22 protein-coding genes and 1 pseudogene are annotated in these 19,943 nt (G+C 69.2%); 15 read left to right on the forward strand and 8 right to left on the reverse strand.

Annotated elements, in window-relative coordinates:
* Window positions 1-226: 226 nt before the first annotated feature.
* Window positions 227-931 carry a MerR family transcriptional regulator gene (locus OG607_RS19565; RefSeq protein WP_405724683.1) on the reverse strand — a complete coding sequence of 235 codons (705 nt, stop codon included), beginning with the start codon at window positions 929-931 and terminating at the stop codon, window positions 227-229.
* Window positions 932-1,204: 273 nt separating this feature from the next.
* On the opposite strand from OG607_RS19565, the gene OG607_RS19570 reads away from it, so the two are divergent.
* The 5 genes from OG607_RS19570 to OG607_RS19590 all read left to right on the forward strand — a co-directional run bounded on the left by OG607_RS19570 (window position 1,205) and on the right by OG607_RS19590 (window position 6,103).
* The gene (locus OG607_RS19570; protein WP_405724685.1) at window positions 1,205-1,819 is read left to right on the forward strand and encodes a DUF6230 family protein; all 615 of its coding nucleotides are present in this window, start codon (window positions 1,205-1,207) and stop codon (window positions 1,817-1,819) included.
* A gap of 118 nt (window positions 1,820-1,937) precedes the next feature.
* Window positions 1,938-2,429, forward strand: a complete 492-nt coding sequence (locus tag OG607_RS19575; protein ID WP_405724687.1) for a DUF6114 domain-containing protein — start codon at window positions 1,938-1,940, stop codon at window positions 2,427-2,429.
* 748 nt (window positions 2,430-3,177) lie between these two features.
* The gene (locus tag OG607_RS19580) at window positions 3,178-3,621 is read left to right on the forward strand and encodes a hypothetical protein (protein ID WP_405724689.1); all 444 of its coding nucleotides are present in this window, start codon (window positions 3,178-3,180) and stop codon (window positions 3,619-3,621) included.
* Between the two features lie 379 nt (window positions 3,622-4,000).
* Window positions 4,001-5,299 carry an SNG1 family protein gene (locus tag OG607_RS19585; protein WP_405724691.1) on the forward strand — a complete coding sequence of 433 codons (1,299 nt, stop codon included), beginning with the start codon at window positions 4,001-4,003 and terminating at the stop codon, window positions 5,297-5,299.
* 234 nt (window positions 5,300-5,533) lie between these two features.
* Window positions 5,534-6,103: a TetR/AcrR family transcriptional regulator gene (locus tag OG607_RS19590; RefSeq protein ID WP_405724693.1), complete on the forward strand. Its 570-nt coding sequence runs from the start codon at window positions 5,534-5,536 to the stop codon at window positions 6,101-6,103.
* A gap of 87 nt (window positions 6,104-6,190) precedes the next feature.
* Here the strand turns inward: OG607_RS19590 and OG607_RS19595 are convergent, their stop codons facing one another.
* Window positions 6,191-6,724 (reverse strand): TetR/AcrR family transcriptional regulator, encoded by a 534-nt coding sequence (locus tag OG607_RS19595; RefSeq protein ID WP_405724696.1) that lies wholly within the window; start codon window positions 6,722-6,724, stop codon window positions 6,191-6,193.
* 93 nt (window positions 6,725-6,817) lie between these two features.
* Here OG607_RS19595 and OG607_RS19600 point away from each other — a divergent pair.
* The 5 genes and pseudogenes from OG607_RS19600 (at window position 6,818) to OG607_RS19620 (ending at window position 10,459) form a co-directional block, all read left to right on the forward strand.
* A pseudogene (locus OG607_RS19600) lies at window positions 6,818-7,632 on the forward strand (oxidoreductase).
* A 124-nt stretch (window positions 7,633-7,756) separates the two neighbouring features.
* A complete protein-coding gene (locus OG607_RS19605) occupies window positions 7,757-8,458 on the forward strand; it encodes an SDR family oxidoreductase (protein ID WP_405724699.1) in 702 nt (233 codons plus the stop codon).
* Between the two features lie 183 nt (window positions 8,459-8,641).
* Window positions 8,642-8,863: an alpha/beta fold hydrolase gene (locus OG607_RS19610; RefSeq protein WP_405724702.1), complete on the forward strand. Its 222-nt coding sequence runs from the start codon at window positions 8,642-8,644 to the stop codon at window positions 8,861-8,863.
* Window positions 8,864-8,934: 71 nt separating this feature from the next.
* The gene (locus OG607_RS19615) at window positions 8,935-9,909 is read left to right on the forward strand and encodes an NmrA family NAD(P)-binding protein (protein WP_405724705.1); all 975 of its coding nucleotides are present in this window, start codon (window positions 8,935-8,937) and stop codon (window positions 9,907-9,909) included.
* 235 nt (window positions 9,910-10,144) lie between these two features.
* Window positions 10,145-10,459, forward strand: a complete 315-nt coding sequence (locus OG607_RS19620) for a TetR/AcrR family transcriptional regulator (RefSeq protein ID WP_405724708.1) — start codon at window positions 10,145-10,147, stop codon at window positions 10,457-10,459.
* Window positions 10,460-10,483: 24 nt separating this feature from the next.
* Here the strand turns inward: OG607_RS19620 and OG607_RS19625 are convergent, their stop codons facing one another.
* Window positions 10,484-11,755, reverse strand: a complete 1,272-nt coding sequence (locus tag OG607_RS19625; protein ID WP_405724711.1) for an aldehyde dehydrogenase family protein — start codon at window positions 11,753-11,755, stop codon at window positions 10,484-10,486.
* Between the two features lie 493 nt (window positions 11,756-12,248).
* Between OG607_RS19625 and OG607_RS19630 the strand changes: the two genes are divergently transcribed.
* From OG607_RS19630 to OG607_RS19640, 3 genes are read left to right on the forward strand one after another with little or no spacing between them, the layout of a single operon-like run.
* A complete protein-coding gene (locus tag OG607_RS19630; protein WP_405724714.1) occupies window positions 12,249-12,713 on the forward strand; it encodes a hypothetical protein in 465 nt (154 codons plus the stop codon).
* A 1-nt stretch (window position 12,714) separates the two neighbouring features.
* Window positions 12,715-12,996 carry a type II toxin-antitoxin system Phd/YefM family antitoxin gene (locus OG607_RS19635; RefSeq protein ID WP_405724717.1) on the forward strand — a complete coding sequence of 94 codons (282 nt, stop codon included), beginning with the start codon at window positions 12,715-12,717 and terminating at the stop codon, window positions 12,994-12,996.
* 4 nt (window positions 12,997-13,000) lie between these two features.
* Window positions 13,001-13,282 (forward strand): type II toxin-antitoxin system RelE/ParE family toxin, encoded by a 282-nt coding sequence (locus OG607_RS19640; protein ID WP_405724720.1) that lies wholly within the window; start codon window positions 13,001-13,003, stop codon window positions 13,280-13,282.
* A 329-nt stretch (window positions 13,283-13,611) separates the two neighbouring features.
* Here OG607_RS19640 and OG607_RS19645 read toward each other — a convergent pair whose 3' ends face one another.
* A complete protein-coding gene (locus OG607_RS19645; protein WP_405724723.1) occupies window positions 13,612-14,004 on the reverse strand; it encodes a hypothetical protein in 393 nt (130 codons plus the stop codon).
* Between OG607_RS19645 and OG607_RS19650 the strand changes: the two genes are divergently transcribed.
* Window positions 13,996-14,280, forward strand: coding sequence for a DUF5959 family protein (locus OG607_RS19650; protein WP_405724726.1), 285 nt, complete (start codon window positions 13,996-13,998; stop codon window positions 14,278-14,280). The genes OG607_RS19645 and OG607_RS19650 overlap by 9 nt on opposite strands.
* Before the next feature lie 80 nt (window positions 14,281-14,360).
* Here OG607_RS19650 and OG607_RS19655 read toward each other — a convergent pair whose 3' ends face one another.
* A complete protein-coding gene (locus tag OG607_RS19655; RefSeq protein WP_405724729.1) occupies window positions 14,361-15,122 on the reverse strand; it encodes a phosphoglyceromutase in 762 nt (253 codons plus the stop codon).
* Window positions 15,123-15,218: 96 nt separating this feature from the next.
* Between OG607_RS19655 and OG607_RS19660 the strand changes: the two genes are divergently transcribed.
* Window positions 15,219-16,463 (forward strand): MDR family MFS transporter, encoded by a 1,245-nt coding sequence (locus OG607_RS19660; RefSeq protein ID WP_405724732.1) that lies wholly within the window; start codon window positions 15,219-15,221, stop codon window positions 16,461-16,463.
* Here the strand turns inward: OG607_RS19660 and OG607_RS19665 are convergent.
* The 3 genes from OG607_RS19665 to OG607_RS19675 all read right to left on the reverse strand — a co-directional run bounded on the left by OG607_RS19665 (window position 16,395) and on the right by OG607_RS19675 (window position 19,845).
* Entirely contained in the window at window positions 16,395-16,913 is a 519-nt protein-coding gene (locus OG607_RS19665) for a YbjN domain-containing protein (protein ID WP_405724735.1), read from the reverse strand. The two genes, OG607_RS19660 and OG607_RS19665, sit on opposite strands and share 69 nt — an antisense overlap.
* Window positions 16,906-18,222 (reverse strand): D-inositol-3-phosphate glycosyltransferase, encoded by a 1,317-nt coding sequence (gene mshA, locus OG607_RS19670; RefSeq protein WP_405736915.1) that lies wholly within the window; start codon window positions 18,220-18,222, stop codon window positions 16,906-16,908. Before mshA ends, OG607_RS19665 begins: the two co-directional genes overlap by 8 nt.
* A 177-nt stretch (window positions 18,223-18,399) precedes the next feature.
* The gene (locus OG607_RS19675) at window positions 18,400-19,845 is read right to left on the reverse strand and encodes an MFS transporter (protein ID WP_405724738.1); all 1,446 of its coding nucleotides are present in this window, start codon (window positions 19,843-19,845) and stop codon (window positions 18,400-18,402) included.
* Window positions 19,846-19,943 lie beyond the last annotated feature (98 nt).

Consider the following 19,943-nt stretch of genomic DNA (forward strand, 5'->3'; position numbering starts at 1 on the left):
GCCGTCATGAGACTGCTGGGCAGGGCGGCCTGGTGGGCCCGGGTCCGCTGGCCCGCTTCTACGACCGGTTCGGCATCAAGGAGACCGACGTGCCGGAGGACACCGACGAGCGGGTCCCCGTCGCCACGGGCTGAACCCTCCCGAGGGCCGAAGTGTCTTCACCCGGGGCACTTCTGCCCTCGCTGCCGTCGCGAGCGGGGGGTGTCGGCGGTGCACTGCTGGGGACTCACTCCTCCGGGTGCTCGCCCCGCCCACATGCACGGCGATCATGGCGACGGTGGTTCGCGTCCTCCTGGGCCAGGCGCCGTAGCAGCCGGACGACCGGCTCGAACAGCACGGTGAGGACCACCGCCCGCTCGGCGAGGGCGATACGGTCCTCGATCCCCTCGAACTGCGCGAAGTCCAAATCGGCGGTGGAGGTGGCGAGCTGTGCGTAGGGGATGAGGTCGTCGGCCGTGTAGTCGGTGCCGAGGCGGCTCAGCGCCGCGAGACTTTCGGCGAGTGCCGGGCGGTGCGGCGATGCGGCGGAGATCCGCCAGCCCATGGTCTCGATGAGAGCGTCGACGCTCGCTGCGGTTCCTTCACCTGACACCGCTTCGTCGACAGCGCTGTCCGGCCCGTCGTCGTCCTTCGTGCCCTTCGCGTTCTTGTCTGCGGAGGGCACGGGCAGTGCATGGTGGACGACGCCCAGGGTCTCGAACGCATCCAGTGGACGGTCCACCGCATCGAGCACTTCACGGGTACGCGCGACAGACAGTCCGCCGAGCTGGATGAGAGAACGGATCAGACGGAGCCTCTGGATGTGCTCCTCGCCGTACTCGACCGCCGTCGGGCTCAGCGCGCGTCCCTCGGGAAGCAGCCCTTCCCGTCGGTAGTACTTGATGGTCGCCATCGGCACCCCGGACCGTCGGCTGAGCTCTGAAATCCTCATGCGCTCCCTCACGCTCAACTGTCCCACCAGTATCGCGTTACCGGGGGTTGCCCCGACGGGATCGATAGTGTCACTATCGAGTACTCGGTAGTAACACTATCGAGCGCTTCTTCGGTGTGCCCACTTCCTCCGTGCGCGTGGACGACATGCGCCCGCGGAAGCCGCCTGCACCGCCACGGCCACACCCAGCCGCAGTTCTCCCCCCGCCCCGGGCCCGGGCCAGTCAGCTCTGGGTCCGGTCGTCTCGTACGCATCGACAACGGAGACCACACCATGTCCCAGCGAATCGGCAAGACCCACTGGAAGCGTTTCGCCATCGGTGCGGTGCCGACCGTGGCCGCCACGGCGGCGGTCGCCATTTCCATGGCTCAGGGCGCCCTGGCCGCTTCGTTCAGCATCTCCGGTTCTGCCTTCCAGGTCTCGGCCGGCAAGTTGAGCGGCACCGGATTCGCCAACTACGCCACGGTGGACGTCGCCAAGAACGGCAAGCACGTGCCCGTCTCCGTCTCGTCCATCAAGAACGCGACGGTCACCGACATGTGCCAGTCCGTGCCGGTGGACATCCCCGTCCTTGGGACCTACACGATGTCGCTCAAGGCCGGTGGGTCGGGTACGCCGGTCAAGGCCAAGGACCTGTACATCGACATGACCGACCTCCAGGCCAAGAGCGGCACCTTCAAGAACGTCGACATCGGCGTCGCCACCGGTTCCATGACCAAGGGCCAGGTCAACCCGAAGGACCACGTCGATCCCGACGGCTACGCCCAGCAGGCGGACGCGGTCGAGATCATCGATGCCCACCAGACGGTCTGGGCCACGACTGCGGGAACGTTCGAACTGGCGGGCCTGCACATGAGCATCGCGGCCGGCCGCCACGACTGCTTCTGACCTCGCTCCCGCCCCCTCGCCTCCCGCGCGCGGAAGCGACCGGCGACTGCCCAGGGGGCGGCAGTGCTCCACCGTCCTCGCGGACACCCTCACCCACTCACGACTTGGGAGCTGCCACATGACGAGTGCCGGTGCACCCGCGCACCCCCGCAGTGACGGCGGCTTCACCCGCGCTCGCCGGGACTTCCAGGCCTGGCGGCGCACCCGTCCCTTCTGGGCGGGCCTGCTGGTGCTCCTTGCCGCTGCGCCCATCATCTACTTCCCTTATTTCAACCTTTCCCTGGGCGCCCTGTCCGTGGCGATGTCCACCACCGCGGGGGCCGGATCCCTGGTCATCGGCCTGACTCTGATCGTCCTTGGCGGACTCCTCTGGTTCCAGCCGATCATCAGGTTCTTCGCCGGCTGCGTCGCGGTGTTCCTCGGCGTGCTGTCGCTTCCCATTTCCAATTTCGGTGGATTCTTCGTCGGCACGCTGCTCGCGGCGGCGGGCGGACTCCTGGCTCTGGCATGGGGCCCGGTCGACGGGGACGGGCACCCGGAGGACATGGCCGACGGCGCGGAGGGGCCGTCAGCCGCCGTCAACCGGGTGGGAGGACAGGGGAGTGAGTGACCAGTCGCCCGACACTCACGGCGAGGCCGCAGAACCCCGCTTCGCTCGACCGCCGAGAGGCCGGCACGCCATCCCCCGTACGTCCGCGCTGACACGCCTGCGTCTGCCGGTCGGGAGGGCTCTCGCGCTGACCGCGCTGCCGACCGTCCTCATCCTGGGCAGTCAACGCCTCCCCGAGTCCGCCGACACGAGCGCCACCGTGGCGCTCTCCGTTTCCGAAGAGGGGCCGGGCGGACCTGGAAACCACGGTGTCGACTGCGCCCGTCCCGACGGCGCATCAGCCTCGGCGACGGAGACTCCCGCAAGCCCCACCCCGTCCGCTGATTCCCGTACGTCCAGCGCTCACCCGAGCGGGGAGCCCGTCAAGCCGGCGGAGCACACGGACGACGAGGGAGCAGGGCCGCCCTCAGCACCGGCCGTCACTCCCACCCCTTCACCCAGCGCAACCTCCGCCACAACAAGCCTCGCGGACATCCTCGGTCCCCTCTTCCGCGACGACGCCGAGCAGCAGAGCCCGTCGCCCGACGCGAGCCCCCCACCAAGCTCGGCCACTTCGAGGCCAGAGGCCACAGCACCGTCCGAGCCCCGGCTGTCCACCACGCCCGCATCACCTGCACCCAGCCACCGGACAGCCGGGCCGTCGCCCCGACCGGAGTTCACCCGAGGAACCGCCCGCACCTGCGACATCACTGGCCTCAAGGCCCCCGAGGACCATCAGGCCGGCCGATTCTCCGCCGAGGCATGGAACATGAAGGGGAGCCGCCTCGAACTGCACGACCTCGTCTTCCACGGCGTGGTGACCGTGAACACGGCCGCCGGACCGAAGCGGGTACTCAAGTTCTCCGCGGGGAGCGTCACGATCCGTGACCTGAAGATGGCGGTGCCCGTCGGCCCGCAGATCCAGCACATCGACGGGGCGCCCGGCTCGACGTCCACGCTGCGAGGCGACGGCATCACCATGTACGTCGAAAGCCTGACGGGCACCCTCTCCGCCGTCGAAGGCGTTCCCGTACCGCCCGTCCTCCGCCTGCACCTCACCCCCGACACGGTGCCGGAGTGGCTCTACGACACGGTCGGGAAACTCGACCTCAAGCTCCAACTCGGCCTGGACGACGCCGACATTGACCAGGCCGGACAGACAGGCGGAAAACTCGCCATCCCGGGGATCCACGGGTATGGAACGCCACGCTGAAGCCAGCCGCAAGCGGCTGTGGTTGGTCGTGGCCATGGGTGACGGCGCGACGGACCTGGAGGGCTTGCGCGACCTGAAGCGAGCCACTCCACTCGCGGCTCGCAGCGACCCGATGACAGGGATGGCGCCGGCACGCGGCTTCCTGGCGCTGCCGGGATACGGGCCGGTGCCTCGACTTGGAATTTGTAAACTGATCGGTTTACGATGGGCTTGAAACCGACCGGTTTCATCAGTCGGAGTCCCGGCAGGGTGCTGCATCTCCGGTTCCGCGTCGACGGCCGTGCGTGCCGAGATTGAACGTTCCGAGGGGCGCCGGACCGCGATGAAGCTGTCCGCCCTTCTCCGGATATGAGCGTGTTGTCCGAGACCGGAGTAAGTCATGAGTGGTATTCATCCGTTCCGCGTCCTGCGTGCCAAACCCCTGTGGATCGCCAATGGCGTCATCACGGGCGTTCTCGCGCTGCTGTTCACCGTGTTCTACGTCGGGGCCAACATCGATCCCGTCGATCACATGAAGAATCTGCCCGTCGGTCTGGTCAACGCCGACAAGGGGGCCGCTGTCGGTGGCAAGCAGGTCAACCTCGGGGCTCGGATCACCGAGTCGATCAAGAAGTCCACCGCGAGCGGGGACAAGATCGACTGGAAGGTGATGGACGAGAAGGAGATGAAGGAGGAACTCGGCACGGGCAAGCTGTACGGCGCGCTCGTCGTCCCCGCCGACTTCACCTCCGCCACCACCGCACTCACCAGCGCCGCGACCACCGGGGCCCCGACCCGTCCGACACTGACGGTGCTGACCAACCAGTCCGCCGGCAGTGTGGGCTCCAGTCTGGCCCGGACTGCGACGACGCAGGCGGCCGAAAGCGCCTCGCTCCAGGTGGGCAAGGAGCTCACGTCCCAGGGCGGGACCGGGCAGGCGAAGCTGCCCGCCGCGGCACGCGTCCTGCTGGCCGACCCGGCCGCCGTCACCGTCGAGGACGGCCATCCCCTCGACTCGCACAGTGGCCTGGGCCTGACGGCGTTCTACTACGCCCTCGTCCTCGTGGTCTGCGGCATGCTCTCCGCCAACGTCATCAGCGGCCAGGTGGACCACGCCCTCGGCTACACCCACAACGACATGGGCCCGCTGCGCCTGCACCGCCCGCTGATCCGGGCGACCCGGGTGCAGACCCTCGCCATCAGCAGCACTCTCATGGCCGGGCTGTCGCTGCTGATGGGGAGCCTGGTCATGGTGGGCGCGGTCGGCCTCATGGGAATGCACGCCGCCCATCTGCCCCTGCTGTGGCTGTACTCGGTGTGCGCCATCGCCGTCACCGGGATCGGCGCGCTCACCCTGCTCGCCGTCTTCGGCACGCCCGGCATGCTGGTGGTCACTCTGGTCTTCATCGGGATGGCGGTGCCGACGGCCAACGCCACCACGCCGCTTCAGGCGCTGCCCGGTTTCTACCGCTTCCTGGCGGAGTTCGAACCGCTGCGGCAGATCACTGGCGGCATCCGCTCAATCCTCTACTACGACGCCCAGGCCGACGCCGGCCTGACGCGGGGCTGGGTCATGATGGCCGTCGGCCTCGCGGCAGCCGCCCTCTTCGGTTTCGGCATGACCAACTGGTACGACCGCAAAGGGCTCCACCGTATCCCCGTCGAGACGGAGCCCGAGAAGACCGCTGCCCCGGCGTAGCGGAAGGCGGCTCACCCAAGACGGGGCCATTACTCGGAGTGGCCCCGGTGTGCGTCGCCCCCCGTGGGGACGAGAGGCGCGTGCACCATCAGGGCTCGGCGACGGCCTCTCCCCCAAGACCGTCGCCGAGCCTCTGAGTGGCCTTCAGGCGTCCGCCCGGCGGCGGGCGTCTCCCCGACACTCCATGGAAACCGATCGGTTTCTATTTCGTCCGATTCGAGTTAACCTCACGGTATGACTACCGAAGTGAAGCAAAGCCCCCGGGAGCGGCTGCTGGAGGCGGCGGCCACGCTCACCTACCGAGACGGTGTCGGCATCGGCGTCGAGGCGCTGTGCAAGGCGGCGGGGGTGTCGAAGCGCTCCATGTACCAGCTGTTCGAGAGTAAGGATGAACTGCTGGCGGCGAGCCTGAAGGAACGTGCCGCTGCCTTCGTGGCGAGGGCCCTGCCCCCGGCGGATGATGGCCGTTCCCCCCGCGAGCGGATCCAGTACGTCTTCGAGCGGGTGGAGTCGCAGGCGGGTGTACCCGACTTCCAAGGCTGCCGGTACCTGGCTGTGCAGATCGAACTCAAGGACCAGGGCCACCCCGCGAGCCGGGTGGCCCACCAGATCAAAGAGAACCTGACGGCCTTTTTCCGTTCCGAGGCCGAACGGGGTGGGGCGAGTAACCCCGACCTGCTGGCCCGGCAGCTCATTCTGGTCTTCGACGGCGCCAGCGCCCGCGCGGGGATTGGCGCCGACAATCTGACCGGGCTCATCGCGCCCACTGTGACCACCCTGCTCGACGCGGCGGACATGCACTGATCCGCCCCGTCTTCGAGCAGGATCGGCGACCGAAGCGCTCTTTCGGGTTGATGCCCGACTTCGGCAGCCGGAGCAGCGCCCGTGGCCTCACGCCCCTGCTTCTCTGCGATCGAAGGGAAGCCCGATGGCCGTAAGAGTGTTGCCGAGCATGCCGCAAGCAAAGAAGCTTGTGGTCGCGTGGACATCGGCACCCAGCGACAGGTACACGGTTTCCCACAGTCTCATCCAGCCGGCCCGGACGAGCTCGCCGATCAGGTCATCGCCCTGCGCCTCGGCGGCCGCCACGGTGACGTATCCCTGCATCTGCATCAGGAGCGTTTCGGGACGCGTCGAGATCAGCTGCGCGTAAGCGCTCGTCATTGCCTGGAGGGCCTGCTCGCCATCCTCCACCCCCTCGACCGCCCTCTCGAAAGCCAGGCGGGTGTCGTCCATGCTCCGCGCCAGAGCGGCGACGAAGATCGCCTTCTTGTCCGGGAAGAGCCGGAAGAGATACGGCTGCGTGACGCCGACCCGCTGGGCGATCGCCGCGGTGGAGGTGCCGTGGTAGCCCGTGCGCGCAAACTCGCCGACCGCCGCGCGGATGACGCTCTCACGCCTCTCCAGCGCACTGATCCTTCCCATGACGTCATTCTCCCTGCTTGAACCTGCAGACGGAAACCGATCGGTTTACTATAGCAAAAACCGATCGGTTTCGAGTGGGCGTGGGAGTCCCTGATGACGACAGATCGGCCGGTGGCTCGGGGACGGGTGCCTCGTCCGGCATCGGGAAGGAAACCGCGCTCGCCCTGGTCGCAGCCGGATTCAACGTGGTCGGCACAAGCCGCGACACCTCACGCGTCACCCCGCTCGACGGCGTGACGTTCCTCGGGCTCGACGTCGCCAGTGACGCCTCGGTCGCCACCGCGGTCCAGGAGGTGAGCGAGCGGTTCGGGCGGATCGACGTCCTGGTCAACAACGCCGGCGTCGGCTCGATGGGTGCGGCCGAGGAAACCTCCCTCGCTCAGGCCCAGGGCGTCTTCGACACCAACATCTTCGGGGTCATGCGCATGGTGAACGAGGTCCTGCCGCACACGCGCGCTCAGCGACGTGGGCGCATCATCAACATCTCGTCCGTACTCGGGTTCCTGCCCCAGCCCTACATGGCCGCCTACGCCGCCTCCGAGCACGCGATCGAGGGCTACACCGAGCCCCTGGACCACGAGGTCCGCGACCACGGCATCCGGGCGCTCACCGTCGAACCCGCCTACACCAGGATGGGATTCGAGGCCAACAGCGCGAAGCCCGACAACCCCCTGCACGCCTACGCGAAGCAGCGGCAGACCGTCGACCGCGTGATGGCGGAGGCCATCAGGGACGGTGACGCCCCTGCCATCGTCGCCAAGGCGATCGTCGCGGCGGCGACCGACGCCAAACCGAAGCTGCGCTACACCGCCGACCCCCTGGCCGGACGCGCGCGCATACTGCGCCGCGTCGCTCCCGCCCAGGTTTTCGACAAGCAGATCCGCAAGATGAACCAGCCGGCCGGCTGACGCCTGCCCACACTCAAGCCCCCCGCGTGCCGTAGTCACCCGGTGCTCAACCCGACTTGCATGACGAAACCGATCGGTTTACGGTGGTGGAAACCGATCGGTTTTCACCTTCGTGGAGGTAGTCATGACAACAATCAAGGGCGCCAGCGTCTTCGTCACCGGAGGCAGCCGTGGCATCGGCAAGATGCTGGTCGAGGAGCTCTATGCGCGCGGGGCCGGCAAGGTCTACGCCACGGCCCGTGACCCGCGCACGGTGACTCACCCCGATGCCGTTCCGCTGGCGCTCGAGGCCACTGACCCGGCATCTGTGGCGGCGGCCGCCGAGCAGGCCCAGGACGTCACCATTTTGATCAACAACGCCGGCGCCTCCGTCCGCGCTTCGTACCTCAACTCCCCGATGGAGGACGTGCGCCGGGATCTGGAGACCAACTTCTACGGGCCGCTGCTGGTCACCCGGGCCTTCGTGCCGGTCATCGAGCGCAACGGCGGGGGCCACATCCTCAACGCCCACTCCGCTCTGTCCTGGCTGGCCGACGGCACGCCCTACGGCGCCTCCAAGGCCGCTTTGTGGTCGCAGACCAACTCCCTGCGCCTGGAGTTGCAGCCGCGCGGCATCGCGGTGACCGGGCTCCACATGGCCTACGTGGACACCGACATGACCTCGGGCGTCGACGCACCCAAGGCCGACCCCCGCGACATCGCCGTGGCCGCACTCGACGGCATCGAGGCAGGAGCGCACGAGGTGCTGGCCGACGACACCACCCGCTGGGTCAAGTCCCAGCTGTCCGCCGACCTGGAAGCCATGTACGGCCAACTGAAGCAATAGCACGCATTCACGCACCTCGATGAGGATCCGCGTGGAAGGTTCGCTCACTCACCGTTTCGTCGATGTCAACGGGGTCAGACTGCACATCGCCGAGCAGGGGCAGGAACGCAACAACGAACTGCTCGCACCCTTCCGGCGGCGCGGGACCGACGTTCCTGCGCTGTATGTGGTGGAGACCGCGACATGGTCACCGCGCTGCGTCCCCCAGACGGGGGCAGCTCGCTGAGCGAGATTGTCCGTGGCCAGGGCGGGTCGGACAACCCGCTGACCGCTGTCGCACCTCTCCTGCACGGCCCGGTGGTGCTGCCGGGCTGCGGGCACTGGACGCAGCAGGAGCGTCCCGCCGAGGTCAACGCCGCGCTCCTCGACTCCCTCACCCGCATCGACGACCCAGCGTCCCGATGACGTTACGCGGCATCGGCCACGTGGCTTTCTCAACAGCTGAATCCCCCCACCACCAGACAGAGGACACATTGATGCCAGAGCGCAACCCCATCCTGATCACCGGTGCCGCCGGCGAAGTCGGTGGTGTGAGCCGAACGATGGTCGACATGCTGCTCGAACAAGGGCACCCGGTGCGCGCGTTCGTGCGCCAGGACGACGAACGCGCGCATGCGCTCCGCCAGGCCGGGGCCGAGGTCTTCGTCGGTGACCTGCTCACCATCGCCGACGTGAGTGCCGCGCTGAAGGGCGTCCGCCGCATCTACTTCAGCATGAGCCTGTCGCCGTACTACACCGACGCCGTCAGCCTGATGGCCGCCGCGGCACGGGCCCAGGGCGACATCGAGGTCTTCGTCAACATCTCCGAGTACGAGCAGTCGTTCATGACGTTCGACAAGATGACCGCGCCGGAGGAAGAGCGGCGTGCGTGGCTCGGCGGACTCGTCGCGGACTGGTCGCCGCAGCAACGCGCCCACTGGGTCGCCGAGCAGGTGCTGGACTGGTCCGGCCTCCCGACCGTCAACATCCGGGCGGCCATGTTCGTCGAGAACCCCCTGATGACCTGGCTGGCGCTGGAGCCGCTGAGCAGGGGTGAACTGCGCCTGCCCTTCGGTGACCACCGGCTCGCGCCCATCGCGGGCTACGACGTGGCGGAGCTGTGCGTGAAGATCCTGGCCGACCCGGAGCCGCACATCTCGAAGTCCTACGACCTCAACGGCCCGGAGCTGAAGGACATGCACGGGTTCGCGGAGGACTACGCGGCCGTTCTGGGACGCGAGGTCACGTACGTTCCCGAAGACGTCGAAACCTGGAACGAGACCTACGTCGACACCGCCCTGTCCGCGCTCCCGCACACCGCGGAGCACCTCAAGACCCTGACCCGGCTGAAGGGCGGCGGCGGCTACCGCGGCACCACCGACCAACTGGAAACCCTGCTCGGACGCCCGCCGAAGACCGTGCGGTGGGCGCTGGAGAACCACCCGCGCATCCGGAAGCTGGCGTCTGCCTGAACCGCTGAGCGATCCGGCCCACCTCTCCAACTCGTCGGATCCCGCCCTTTGACGCGTGGAAGGGCGCCGTGCCGACGGGCTACGGCTGACTGGTGGCGACGTCACGGTCCAGCGGCGCTGCGCTCTCGTGGTTCCGCACTCACCTCGACCCGGCCGCGGACGCAACCGGCTCCTGAGACAGAGGCGGTTCTGGCTGCTGCTGGAACCGCCTCCTCAGGCGGACGACTGCCACCCGGTGAGCGCCGCCCAAGTCTTCCTCACCCGTCCGGCCGCCTCCAGGACATCCTGTGCGCTGGACCGACGTCTGGACCATCCGGTCCTCGACGCCGTGATGCGGCTGCTCTGGCGGGAGGACTACTCCGACGCGCCGATGGCGGATACCGCCGCCGCGACCGGGCTGTCCACGTCGAGCCCGTACGACTACGGCTCGAAGGTGGACCTGCTGGTGGCGGCGCTGTCGCACTGCACGGTGCTGAAGCGGGACATGCTGGGCCTTAGGCGCGGGGCGAGCGAGGACCGGCTGACGTCGAGGCCTTCCTGGACCGGCTGAAATCGACTCCGGTGCGGTATCGGCTCAGATGCGCATGGACGTCGCGGGCCGGACGACGTACTGGCGCAGGTACAGGTCTCGGTAGGTGACGGGGCCGCGAGGGCCGGGGACGCGGTCGATGTTGATGCCGGTTTCCGGCAGGTGCAGGAGCTTGAAGCCGTCGAGGAGACGCGTGGTGGAGTTCCAGAAGACGCCTGAGCCACCGTAGGCGTCCATGAACTGGGCAGCGGCGTCCGAATCCTGTGTGATCACCGCAGCGGCAAGCCCGGAGGTCTCTTCGTTCGCGATCCGCGCTGCTTCGAGGGGGCCGTCCGCGGCGTCGATCGTCACCGTTGCGGCATGCTCGGAGTCCAGCGACCACTCGTAACCGCGCGCGTGGGTGTGCGGCGGCAACGACGCCGCGATGCCCAGGCCTTCGAGAGCCTTCAGGAGGCCCGGCAGCAGCCCTTCGTAGACAGCCCGGTCGATGAGCAGCAGATTGAGCCGGTTGCAGACGCCCAGCCGGTCCAGGCTGTTGCTGACCAGCTCATGCACCATCTTCTCGTCGGCGTCCCGGCCTACGTACAGCACTCCGCCGCCGTCCGCGTGCGCCAGGGTGCGCACACCGTGGCGGGCGGCCGCGCGGCCGAGTTCCCGGGTGCTTTCGCCGCTGCCGCGCAGGATGACCAGGGGGACGGTCTCGGGCAGCGACACCAGTGCGTAGGCCGCCGCTCGGTCCTCGCTGGGCACCAGCTGGATGGCGTCCGGGTCCAGTCCCGCGTCGGTGAGTGCCGGCGTGATCACGTGGGCGATCAAGGCCTGGGAGGAGCGCAGGGCCGCCGAACCGGTGCGCAGCACGCCGCCGTTGCGGGACTTGAGGAACTGGGAGGTGACGTCGAGAGTCACATTCGGGCGGGCCTCGAAGTTCGCACCGATGACACCCACCGGGCGGCGGCGCTCCAGCAGGACCAGGCCGTCGGGGCGTTCTTCGAGAACGCTGTCCCGCGGCTCGTGCGGCACATCCGCCAGCGTACGCAGCTCCGTAGCCATGTCCTCCAGTCGCGGACCGGTCAGCCGCAGGCGATCCTGCAGTGCCTTCGACATTCCGCCGGACTCGGCCGATCTCAGGTCGTCCTGGTTCGCCGCCGTCAGCGTGCCGCGTGCCGTGTGCAGCCGCTCCGCCATGGCGCGCAAAGCGGTGTCGATCTCCGCGTCCGACGCCCGGGCCAGGGCAGCCGAGCCCTGCTTGGCCCGGACTGCGCAGGCGTGCACCGCTTCCTGGACGGAGCGGGGCACGCTCTTCTCGTTCCTGCTCACATCGGTCCCTTCTCGGTCCAAGCGCAAGACGTGGCAAGAGGATGCCAGGAGGATTGTTCAACAATCCTCGGATAGGGATCACTGTAAACCGCTCGGTTTCTCCTGGCAAGGGCCGGGAGGCCGCCGCTCACCCAATGGCACGGTGGGACTTTTGCGGACTGATCAGATGGAAGGAGTGAAGCTGACGTCGTCGAGTCAAGGGAGTCGGGGCGATCCCTGGTGTGATCGTCGCAGCCAGCTTTACCTGCTGAGCCTTATGTCCAGACGAACCGTAGGCTGGCCGCCATGAGGCGGACATCCTTTGCGCCCTGGCCCTGCTCGATCGCGCGGGTCCGCCTGCGGTGACGCACCATGACGTCTGCGGGCAGGAGAGTCACGCCGAGGTGGCGTGTGCCGCCTGCGGTGAGCCGATGGCGGCGGGCAACGTCCATGCCCGGATGGGGACACATTCACCGGCAACACGCGCGACCGCGACGGCGGCATCTACTACAACGTGGCGTCCCGCGCCGACCCCGACGCACTGGTGCACCTGCTCCGCGCCGACGTCGAAATGGAGATGCCGCCGACCCCGACCTGGTTCACCGGCCGCCACGCCGTCCTGGGCTTCCTGTCCGCCCGCGTCCTGCGTCCGGACCTGTGGCGGATGACGCCCACCCGTGCCAACGGCCAGCCTGCCGTCATCGTTCACCACCACACGGGCGACGGCCGGTACGAGCCCTACGGCATCCAGGTCCTGACCCTGCGTGGGTACCGCATCGCCCGGATCACCGCCTTCAACGACCCGACTCTTGTGGCGACCTTCACCGCTTACCCCCTCGAAGTCCGGTGGCGAAGCGCCCCTGGGGTCTGCCGGAGCCGGGTTCGCGGAACGGCGCACCCGATCCTGGCTGCCCGGTCGCGGCCCCAGTGGCACGCGTACGATCCGGACCCGCTTCATGTACATCTGCTACATTCATGACATGAGTGATCCGGTAGTCGAGTCCATGGCCGATGTCCGCAGCCACCTCGCGGATGTCATCGATCGCGCCCGCCGGGAGCAAACCCCGACGATCATCACCCGGCGCGGCAAGCAGGAAGCCGTCGTGATCGACATCCAGGAGTACCAGCGCCTGCGTGAGATCGCGGAGAACGCCGAGGAGGCATGGCTCAACCAGCTGGCCGACGAAGCCGAGTCCGAGGGCACGGAGGGGTCGGTCTCGCTCGAAGAGATGGCCGCCTTGCTGCGCGCCGATCAGGGCTGACCCGATGGGGTACGTCACACGCTTCACGCCGCACGCCCAGCGGGACATGCTCAAGATCCCGCGCCCGGACGCCCTGCGCATCCTGTACCGCATGGCCGAACTCCAGAAGGCGATGCATGTGGGGGACACCACGGCGTTCGACATCAAGGCCCTCCAAGGACACAGCGCCCGCTGGCGGCTCAGGGTTGGCGACTACCGCGTCGTCTACACCGTTGAGGACGGTCAGTTGATCGTGTGGGTCCTGGCCGTCGGCAACCGCCGCGACATCTACCGCCAAGTTCCGTAGGCCCTCCACAGTGCAGGTTGTTGCCGACTGCCCGCCGGGAGTCGCGGAGGCGTGCGCCTGCCTGTTTGTCGAGATGTCCCGAATGCCGCCTGTAAACGCAACCAAAACTGCAACTGACGCACACCGAAGATACGAGATTCGAACTCGTGAGGGGTTCCCCCCAACACGCTTTCCAACTGTGTTGGTGGGTGGCGGGGTATGTGCAGGGCCGTTCACCTGGGTTCACGGGCGGATGGTCGCGGAGGGCAACTCGGCCTCGGGTCTCGTATGAACGGCCGTGAACGAAGCTGAATGAGACGGAAACTGAGACGCCGTCCTAGTCTCCGGAGTCACAGGCCGGGACAGTCCTTGGTGGCCAACTCACGGTGCTGGTAAGGGCCTTGCGGCATTGTGTCGAGCAACCAGTCGGTGAGCCACTGGGCCAGGGACTGTTCGAGCGGGGCTAGAGCGTGCGGCAGGCAGCAGAGGTTGGGATCCCAGTCCCACATCTGCCCGTCCGCCGTACGGAAGTCGATCAGGGCCCACATGGCACAGCCTCGGTCCATCAGCGGGACGATTCCGGATGGGAGGGGGTAGTTGGGAGCGGCGAACTGGTGGCAGGCCATCGCAATGTCGGCGCAGTCGCTGAACCAGTTGCCGGTGTCGGTCAGGGACACCACTCGCCACGGTCCGAAGCCGCCGTTGGCGATTTCGAGGTAGAGCCTCCTCAAGAGGTGGGGCATGCTGCACTGGACAGGTTGGAAGCCCACCAGTCCGTCTCGTGGTTGAACTCCGGCCGGACGCCAAATCTCAAGATCAAGCCTGAGAGCACCGGCGGCATCTGGGTGTCCGTGCATGATGCGCCGTCTTCGGGAGTGACCGTGCAGGTGCCCCTCTTCGCTCCTGCGCCGGGCTGGGAGTTCGAACAGCGCGCTCTGCTCGACGGCGTTCGCGGTGCCTTTCCCCGTGAGGTCGCCGAGACGTCGCCAGGTGTCTACGAGTGGCGCCGAAAGGATTGACGGCCCGGAGACGGCCCAGCGCAGCGAAAGAGCCCCCTACCGGCGGAGAAACCGCTGGTAGGGGGCCTCTTCCGGACTGGTTACTTCTTCTTGCCCTGGTTCTTGACGGCCTCGATGGCGGCCGCGGCGGCGTCCGGGTCGAGGTAGGTGCCGCCCTTGGTGATGGGCTGGAAGTCGGCGTCGAGCTCGTAGGCGAGGGGGATGCCGGTGGGGATGTTGAGGCCGGAGATGGCTTCGTCGGAGATGCCGTCGAGGTGCTTGACGAGGCCGCGGAGGCTGTTGCCGTGGGCGGCGACGAGGACGGTGCGGCCGGCGAGGAGGTCGGGGACGATGCCGTCGTACCAGTAGGGGAGCATGCGGAGGACGACGTCCTTGAGGCACTCGGTTCGCGGGCGCAGCTCAGGGGGGATGGAGGCGTAGCGGGGGTCGTCGCTCTGGGAGAACTCGGTGCCGTCGGCGAGGGGCGGGGGCGGGGTGTCGTAGGAGCGGCGCCAGAGCATGAACTGCTCCTCGCCGAATTCGGCGAGGGTCTGGGCCTTGTCCTTGCCCTGGAGGGCGCCGTAGTGGCGCTCGTTGAGGCGCCAGGACCGGTGGACGGGGATCCAGTGGCGGTCGGCGGCTTCCAGGGAGAGCTGCGCGGTGCGGATCGCGCGCTTCTGGAGGGAGGTGTGGACGACGTCGGGGAGGAGTCCGGCGTCCTTGAGCAGCTCGCCGCCCCGGACCGCCTCCTTCTCGCCCTTCTCGTTGAGGTTGACGTCAACCCAGCCGGTGAAGAGGTTTTTCGCGTTCCATTCGCTCTCGCCGTGGCGGAGGAGGATCAGCTTGTACGGAGCTTCTGCCATGCGAGGAGTCTAAAAGAAAACCTTTTGGCCTCCCTCGGGTGTCCACCGTAAGCTGCGCCAGCGGCTGGTGACCATTACGTGGACAAGGGGCGGGCGATGCGTGAGGCGGTGCGGGGGGCGGTGCGGGGGCTTCCGGGCGGTTTCTGGTGGCTTTGGACATCTACGCTGGTCAACCGGGTCGGGTCGTTTGTCGTGACCTTCCTCGCGCTGTACCTGACGGTGCAGCGCGGGTACTCCGCCTCGTACGCGGGCCTCGTGGCGTCCCTGTTCGGGCTGGGCGGGATGCTCGCGTCGCCGGTCGGCGGTGTGCTGGCCGACCGGTGGGGGCGGCGGCCGACGATGCTGGCGGCCCAGCTGACGGCTGCGGGGGCCACGGCGGCGCTGGGGTTCGCGACCGGACGGACGGCCATCGCGGGGCTGGTGTTCGCGCTGGGCTTCGGGGCGCAGGCCTCGCGGCCGGCGATTCAGGCGATGCTGTCGGATCTGGTGCCGGGGGCGGACCGGCAGCGGGCGTTCTCGCTGAACTACTGGGCCATCAACATCGGCTTCTCGGTCGCGTCGCTGTCGGCCGGTCTGATCGCGGCCCAGGGCTATCTGCTGCTGTTCCTGCTCGATGCCGCGACGACGCTGCTGTGCGCGCTCGTCGTCTTCGTCAAGCTGCCGGAGACCCGGCCGGTGACGGCGCCGAAGGCCGTGAGCGAGCCACAGGCCGGTACGCGCGAGGCGCTGCGGGACCGGCGCTTCATGGCCCTGGTCGGGCTCAACCTGCTCATCGCCGGGATCTTCGCGCAGAGCGGCCTCGGCCTGCCCATCGCGATGGGCCAGGACGGGATGTCCAGCACCGACTTCGGCATCGTGATCAGCGCCAACGGCATTCTGATCGTGCTGCTCCAGATCCCCCTCACCCAGCTCGCCACGAGCCGCAGCCCGGCCCGGCTGCTCGCGCTGGGTGCTGTGCTGTTCGGGGCCGGGCTCGGGCTGACCGCGTTCGCCGGGTCCATAGCGCTGTACATGCTGACCGTCTGCGTCTGGACGATGGGCGAGATCGTGTACATGCCGACCAGCTCGGCCGTCGTCGCCAAGCTCTCGCCGCTGCACGCGCGCGGACGCTACAGCGGCATGTACAGCCTGTCGTGGTCGGTGGCCAACTTCACCGGGCCGCTCATCGGGGGCTTCGTCATCGACCACGCCGGTACGGACGCCCTGTGGGCGGGGTGCGCCGGGGTCGGCGCGGTCGCGGCGGTGGGGTACGCGGTGCTGCTGCGGGAGGGCTCAGGCGCCGGGGCGGTCGGCGCCGGTGGCCCGGGTGAGGTGAGCGAAAGCGTCAAGGTTGCGGGTTGACTCGCCGCGGGAGGTGCGCCACTCGTACTCCTTGCGGATCGCGGAGGCAAAGCCCAGCTCAAGGAGGGTGTTGAAGCTGCCGTCGGCGTTCTCGACGACGGAGCCGAGGAGACGGTCGACCTCGTCGGGGGTGACGGCGGCGAGGGGGAGGCGGCCGACGAGGTAGACGTCGCCGAGGCGGTCGATGGCGTAGGCGACGCCGTACAGGCGGGTGTTGCGTTCGAGGAGCCAGCGGTAGAAGGCCTCGTGGTTCTCGTCGGGGCGGCGGACGACGAAGGCGTTGAGGGAGAGGGTGTGCCGGCCGACCTTGAGGGAGACGGTGGTGGACAGCTTGCGCGTGCCGGGGAGGGCGACGACGTACGCCCCGTCCTCGGCCCGCTCCCAGCTGAGGTCCGCGTCCTTCAGGGCCTGTTCTACGGCCTGTTCTACGGCTTCCACTGCTTCAGCCATGCAGCGATCGTAGGCGACGGCGCCGCTCGGTGATCGCCCCCGCGTACACGTCGGCGGTCGCGGCGGCGGCCGTGGCCCAGCCGAAGTCCTGGGCGTGGCGGGCGGCGGCGTTGCCGAGGCGGTCGGTGAGGTGGGGGTCGTCGATGAAGCGGCGCAGGACGGCGGCGTAGTGCGCCGGGTCGTGGCCGGGGACGAGGAAGCCGGTCTGCTCGTCGCGTACGGCCACGGGCAGGCCGCCGACCGCGGCGGCGACCACCGGGGTGCCGCAGGCCTGGGCCTCTATGGCGACCAGGCCGAAGGACTCGCTGTAGGACGGCATGACCAGGACGGTGGCCGCCCGGTACCAGTCGGCGAGCTGCTCCTGGCCGACGGGCGGCTGGAACCGTACGACGTCGGAGATGCCGAGGCGCGCGGCGAGCTTCTGCAGGCGTTCCGGCTTGGCCAGGCCGCTGCCGCTCGGGCCGCCGACGACGGGGACGACGAGGCGCTCGCGCAGGCCGGGGTCCTGGGCGAGGAGGACGGCTGTCGCGCGCAGGAGGACGTCCGGGGCCTTGAGGGGCTGTATCCGGCCCGCGAAGAGGGGGATCACGGCGTGCTGGGGCAGGCCGAGGCGGGCCCGGGCGGCGTGGCGGCCATCGGCGGGGGTGAAGCGGTCGAGGTTGACGCCGGGGTGGACGACGGCGGTCTTGGCGGGGTCGGCGTCGTAGTGCCGGATCAGCTCGGCGGCTTCCTCGGCGGTGTTCGCGATGAGACGGTCGGCGGCCGCGACGATCTGGGTCTCCCCGATCACGCGGGCGGGCGGCTCGGGGGTGTCGCCCTCGGCGAGGGCCGCGTTCTTGACCTTGGCCATGGTGTGCATGGCGTGGACCAGGGGGACGCCCCAGCGCTCGGCGGCGAGCCAGCCGACGTGGCCGGACAGCCAGTAGTGGGAGTGCACCAGGTCGTAGTGGCCCTGGCGGTGGCCCGCCTCCGCGCGCATCACGCCGTGCGTGAAGGCGCAGAGCTGGGCGGGGAGGTCCTCCTTGGCGAGGCCTTCGTACGGGCCCGCGTCCACGTGCCGCACCAGGACGCCGGGGGCGAGCTCCACGGTGGGGGGCAGGGCGCCGGTCGTGGCGCGGGTGAAGATCTCGACCTCGATGGTGAGGTCCGCGAGGCGCTTCGCCAGCTCCACGATGTAGACGTTCATCCCGCCCGCGTCGCCCGTTCCGGGCTGGTGGAGGGGTGAGGTGTGCACGCTGAGCATCGCCACCCGGCGGGGGCGCCGGCCGACGGCGATGCGCCGGGCGATGCGTGCCTGGGCCTTGGCCATGTACTGGCTCACGTCTCGGGCCCTCCTGCGGTCGACGGCGGTCTGCTACGGGCACGTGCCTGCCCCGAACGGGTACAACCGGGGGAATGGTCGATTCCATTCCCCCCCGTCCGACCTTCGCACGGACCAGCAGCGTCGGGGTGCTCGCCATCGCCGGGTGCACCGGGTTGCGAAGCCCTACGCCGGCGCCGCCAGGAGCGGCCTCGCGCGTTCGCGCAGCTCGGCGACCCGGGGCTCGTCGCCGTACGGCTCCAGGCGGTGGAGGAGATCGCGGACGTACTCCGTGGTGCGGGCGGAGGAGATCCGCCCGGCGACCTCGACGGCCTTGGTGCCGGCGGCGCAGGCCGCGTCGAGGTTGCCGGATTCGAGCTCGGCGACGGCGGAGACGACCAGGCGCAGCCCGTGCGAGCGGACGAACTCCTCCGTGGGGCGGGCGAGCGCGGTCTCGGTGAAGCGCCGCACCTGCCTGGGGACGCGCAGGTCGCGGTAGCACTCGGCGGCGTCGGCGGCGAGGCGGTCGTAGGAGTAGAAGCCGAGCCAGGCGGGGTCGGCGTCGCCGTCTCTCGACCGCTCCAGCCAGCCCTCCGCGGCGGAGATGGCCGCGGCGCAGGCGGCGGCTTCGCCGGCCTTGGCGTGGGCGCGGGCTTCGACCAGGTGGAAGAAGGACATGGTGCGGGCGGTGGCGAGGCCGCGGTTGCGCTCCAGGGCGGCCTGGGCGAGGTCCACGCCCTCGTCGGCGAAGCCGCGGTAGGTGGCCTGGAGTGACATCGATGCCAGGACGTAGCCGCCGAGCGGGACGTCGGCGGCGGCGCGGGCGAGGCGCAGGGCCTGGATGTAGTAGCGCTGGGCGGCTTCCTGCTGGCCGGTGTCGAAGGCCATCCAGCCGGCGAGGCGGGTGAGCTCGGCGGTGGCGCCGAAGAGGGAGCGGCCGACGTCGTCGCTGTACGAGCCGAGGAGGAGAGGGGCCGCCTCCACGCGGAGGCATTCGGGGACCATGCCGGAACGCCAGTCGCCGCCACCGTACTTGGAGTCCCAGCGGCGGGCGTCCTCGGCGGCCTCGCGGAGCTTGGCGACGTCGGTGTGGCCGACGTGGTTCATGCCGGGGGCGGGGGCGTCGCGGGCTACGCGGGCGTCGGCCGGGGTTATGAGCCAGCGGGACGCGGGGGTGACGTAGGCGGAGACGGCGAAGGAGCCGGCCAGGGACTGCCAGATGCCGGAGCCGGAGCCGCCGCTGCCGCCCGGGGCGCCGGGGCCGCGGCGGCCGCCGGCGAGGTCGAGGCGCCACAGGTCGGTGGCGGACTTGACGGCTTCGCCCACGTCGCGCGGGAAGGCGAGGCCGACCTCGGGGGCGGGATCGGCGTCGGCGAGGCCGATCTCGTGGAGGGGGACGGGGCGGCCGAGCTTGGAACCGATGGCTGCGGCGATGAGGTGGGGCGCGGCGCCCTGGGGGATCATGCCCTTGGTGACCCAGCGGGCGACAGAGGTCTTGTCGTAGCGCAGCGTCAGGCCGCGCTGGGCCCCGAGGTCGTTGACCCGGCGGGCGAGTCCGGCGTTGCTGATGCCGGCCAGCGCGAGGAGGGTGCCGAGTTTCTCGTTCGGCCCTCGGTGTTCCTTGATGGTCATGAGCACTCAGCACTCCTCGCCGGACGCGCGGCTGCCGCGTACGTGGTCACATCGCGCCACGCCACAACACCCCCTCGACGCAAGAACGGCCGCCCCGA

It is taken from the genome of Streptomyces sp. NBC_01537, assembly GCF_045040445.1.
GTDB lineage: Bacteria > Actinomycetota > Actinomycetes > Streptomycetales > Streptomycetaceae > Actinacidiphila.

Coding starts and splice junctions, on each gene's coding strand:
- OG607_RS19565 (WP_405724683.1), bottom strand. CDS start 931: ATGAGGATTTCAGAGCTCAGCCGACGGTCCGGGGTGCCGATGGCGACC.
- OG607_RS19570 (WP_405724685.1), top strand. CDS start 1,205: ATGTCCCAGCGAATCGGCAAGACCCACTGGAAGCGTTTCGCCATCGGT.
- OG607_RS19575 (WP_405724687.1), top strand. CDS start 1,938: ATGACGAGTGCCGGTGCACCCGCGCACCCCCGCAGTGACGGCGGCTTC.
- OG607_RS19580 (WP_405724689.1), top strand. CDS start 3,178: ATGAAGGGGAGCCGCCTCGAACTGCACGACCTCGTCTTCCACGGCGTG.
- OG607_RS19585 (WP_405724691.1), top strand. CDS start 4,001: ATGAGTGGTATTCATCCGTTCCGCGTCCTGCGTGCCAAACCCCTGTGG.
- OG607_RS19590 (WP_405724693.1), top strand. CDS start 5,534: ATGACTACCGAAGTGAAGCAAAGCCCCCGGGAGCGGCTGCTGGAGGCG.
- OG607_RS19595 (WP_405724696.1), bottom strand. CDS start 6,724: ATGGGAAGGATCAGTGCGCTGGAGAGGCGTGAGAGCGTCATCCGCGCG.
- OG607_RS19605 (WP_405724699.1), top strand. CDS start 7,757: ATGACAACAATCAAGGGCGCCAGCGTCTTCGTCACCGGAGGCAGCCGT.
- OG607_RS19610 (WP_405724702.1), top strand. CDS start 8,642: ATGGTCACCGCGCTGCGTCCCCCAGACGGGGGCAGCTCGCTGAGCGAG.
- OG607_RS19615 (WP_405724705.1), top strand. CDS start 8,935: ATGCCAGAGCGCAACCCCATCCTGATCACCGGTGCCGCCGGCGAAGTC.
- OG607_RS19635 (WP_405724717.1), top strand. CDS start 12,715: ATGAGTGATCCGGTAGTCGAGTCCATGGCCGATGTCCGCAGCCACCTC.
- OG607_RS19640 (WP_405724720.1), top strand. CDS start 13,001: ATGGGGTACGTCACACGCTTCACGCCGCACGCCCAGCGGGACATGCTC.
- OG607_RS19645 (WP_405724723.1), bottom strand. CDS start 14,004: ATGCCCCACCTCTTGAGGAGGCTCTACCTCGAAATCGCCAACGGCGGC.
- OG607_RS19655 (WP_405724729.1), bottom strand. CDS start 15,122: ATGGCAGAAGCTCCGTACAAGCTGATCCTCCTCCGCCACGGCGAGAGC.
- OG607_RS19660 (WP_405724732.1), top strand. CDS start 15,219: ATGCGTGAGGCGGTGCGGGGGGCGGTGCGGGGGCTTCCGGGCGGTTTC.
- OG607_RS19665 (WP_405724735.1), bottom strand. CDS start 16,913: ATGGCTGAAGCAGTGGAAGCCGTAGAACAGGCCGTAGAACAGGCCCTG.
- mshA (WP_405736915.1), bottom strand. CDS start 18,222: ATGGCCAAGGCCCAGGCACGCATCGCCCGGCGCATCGCCGTCGGCCGG.
- OG607_RS19675 (WP_405724738.1), bottom strand. CDS start 19,845: ATGACCATCAAGGAACACCGAGGGCCGAACGAGAAACTCGGCACCCTC.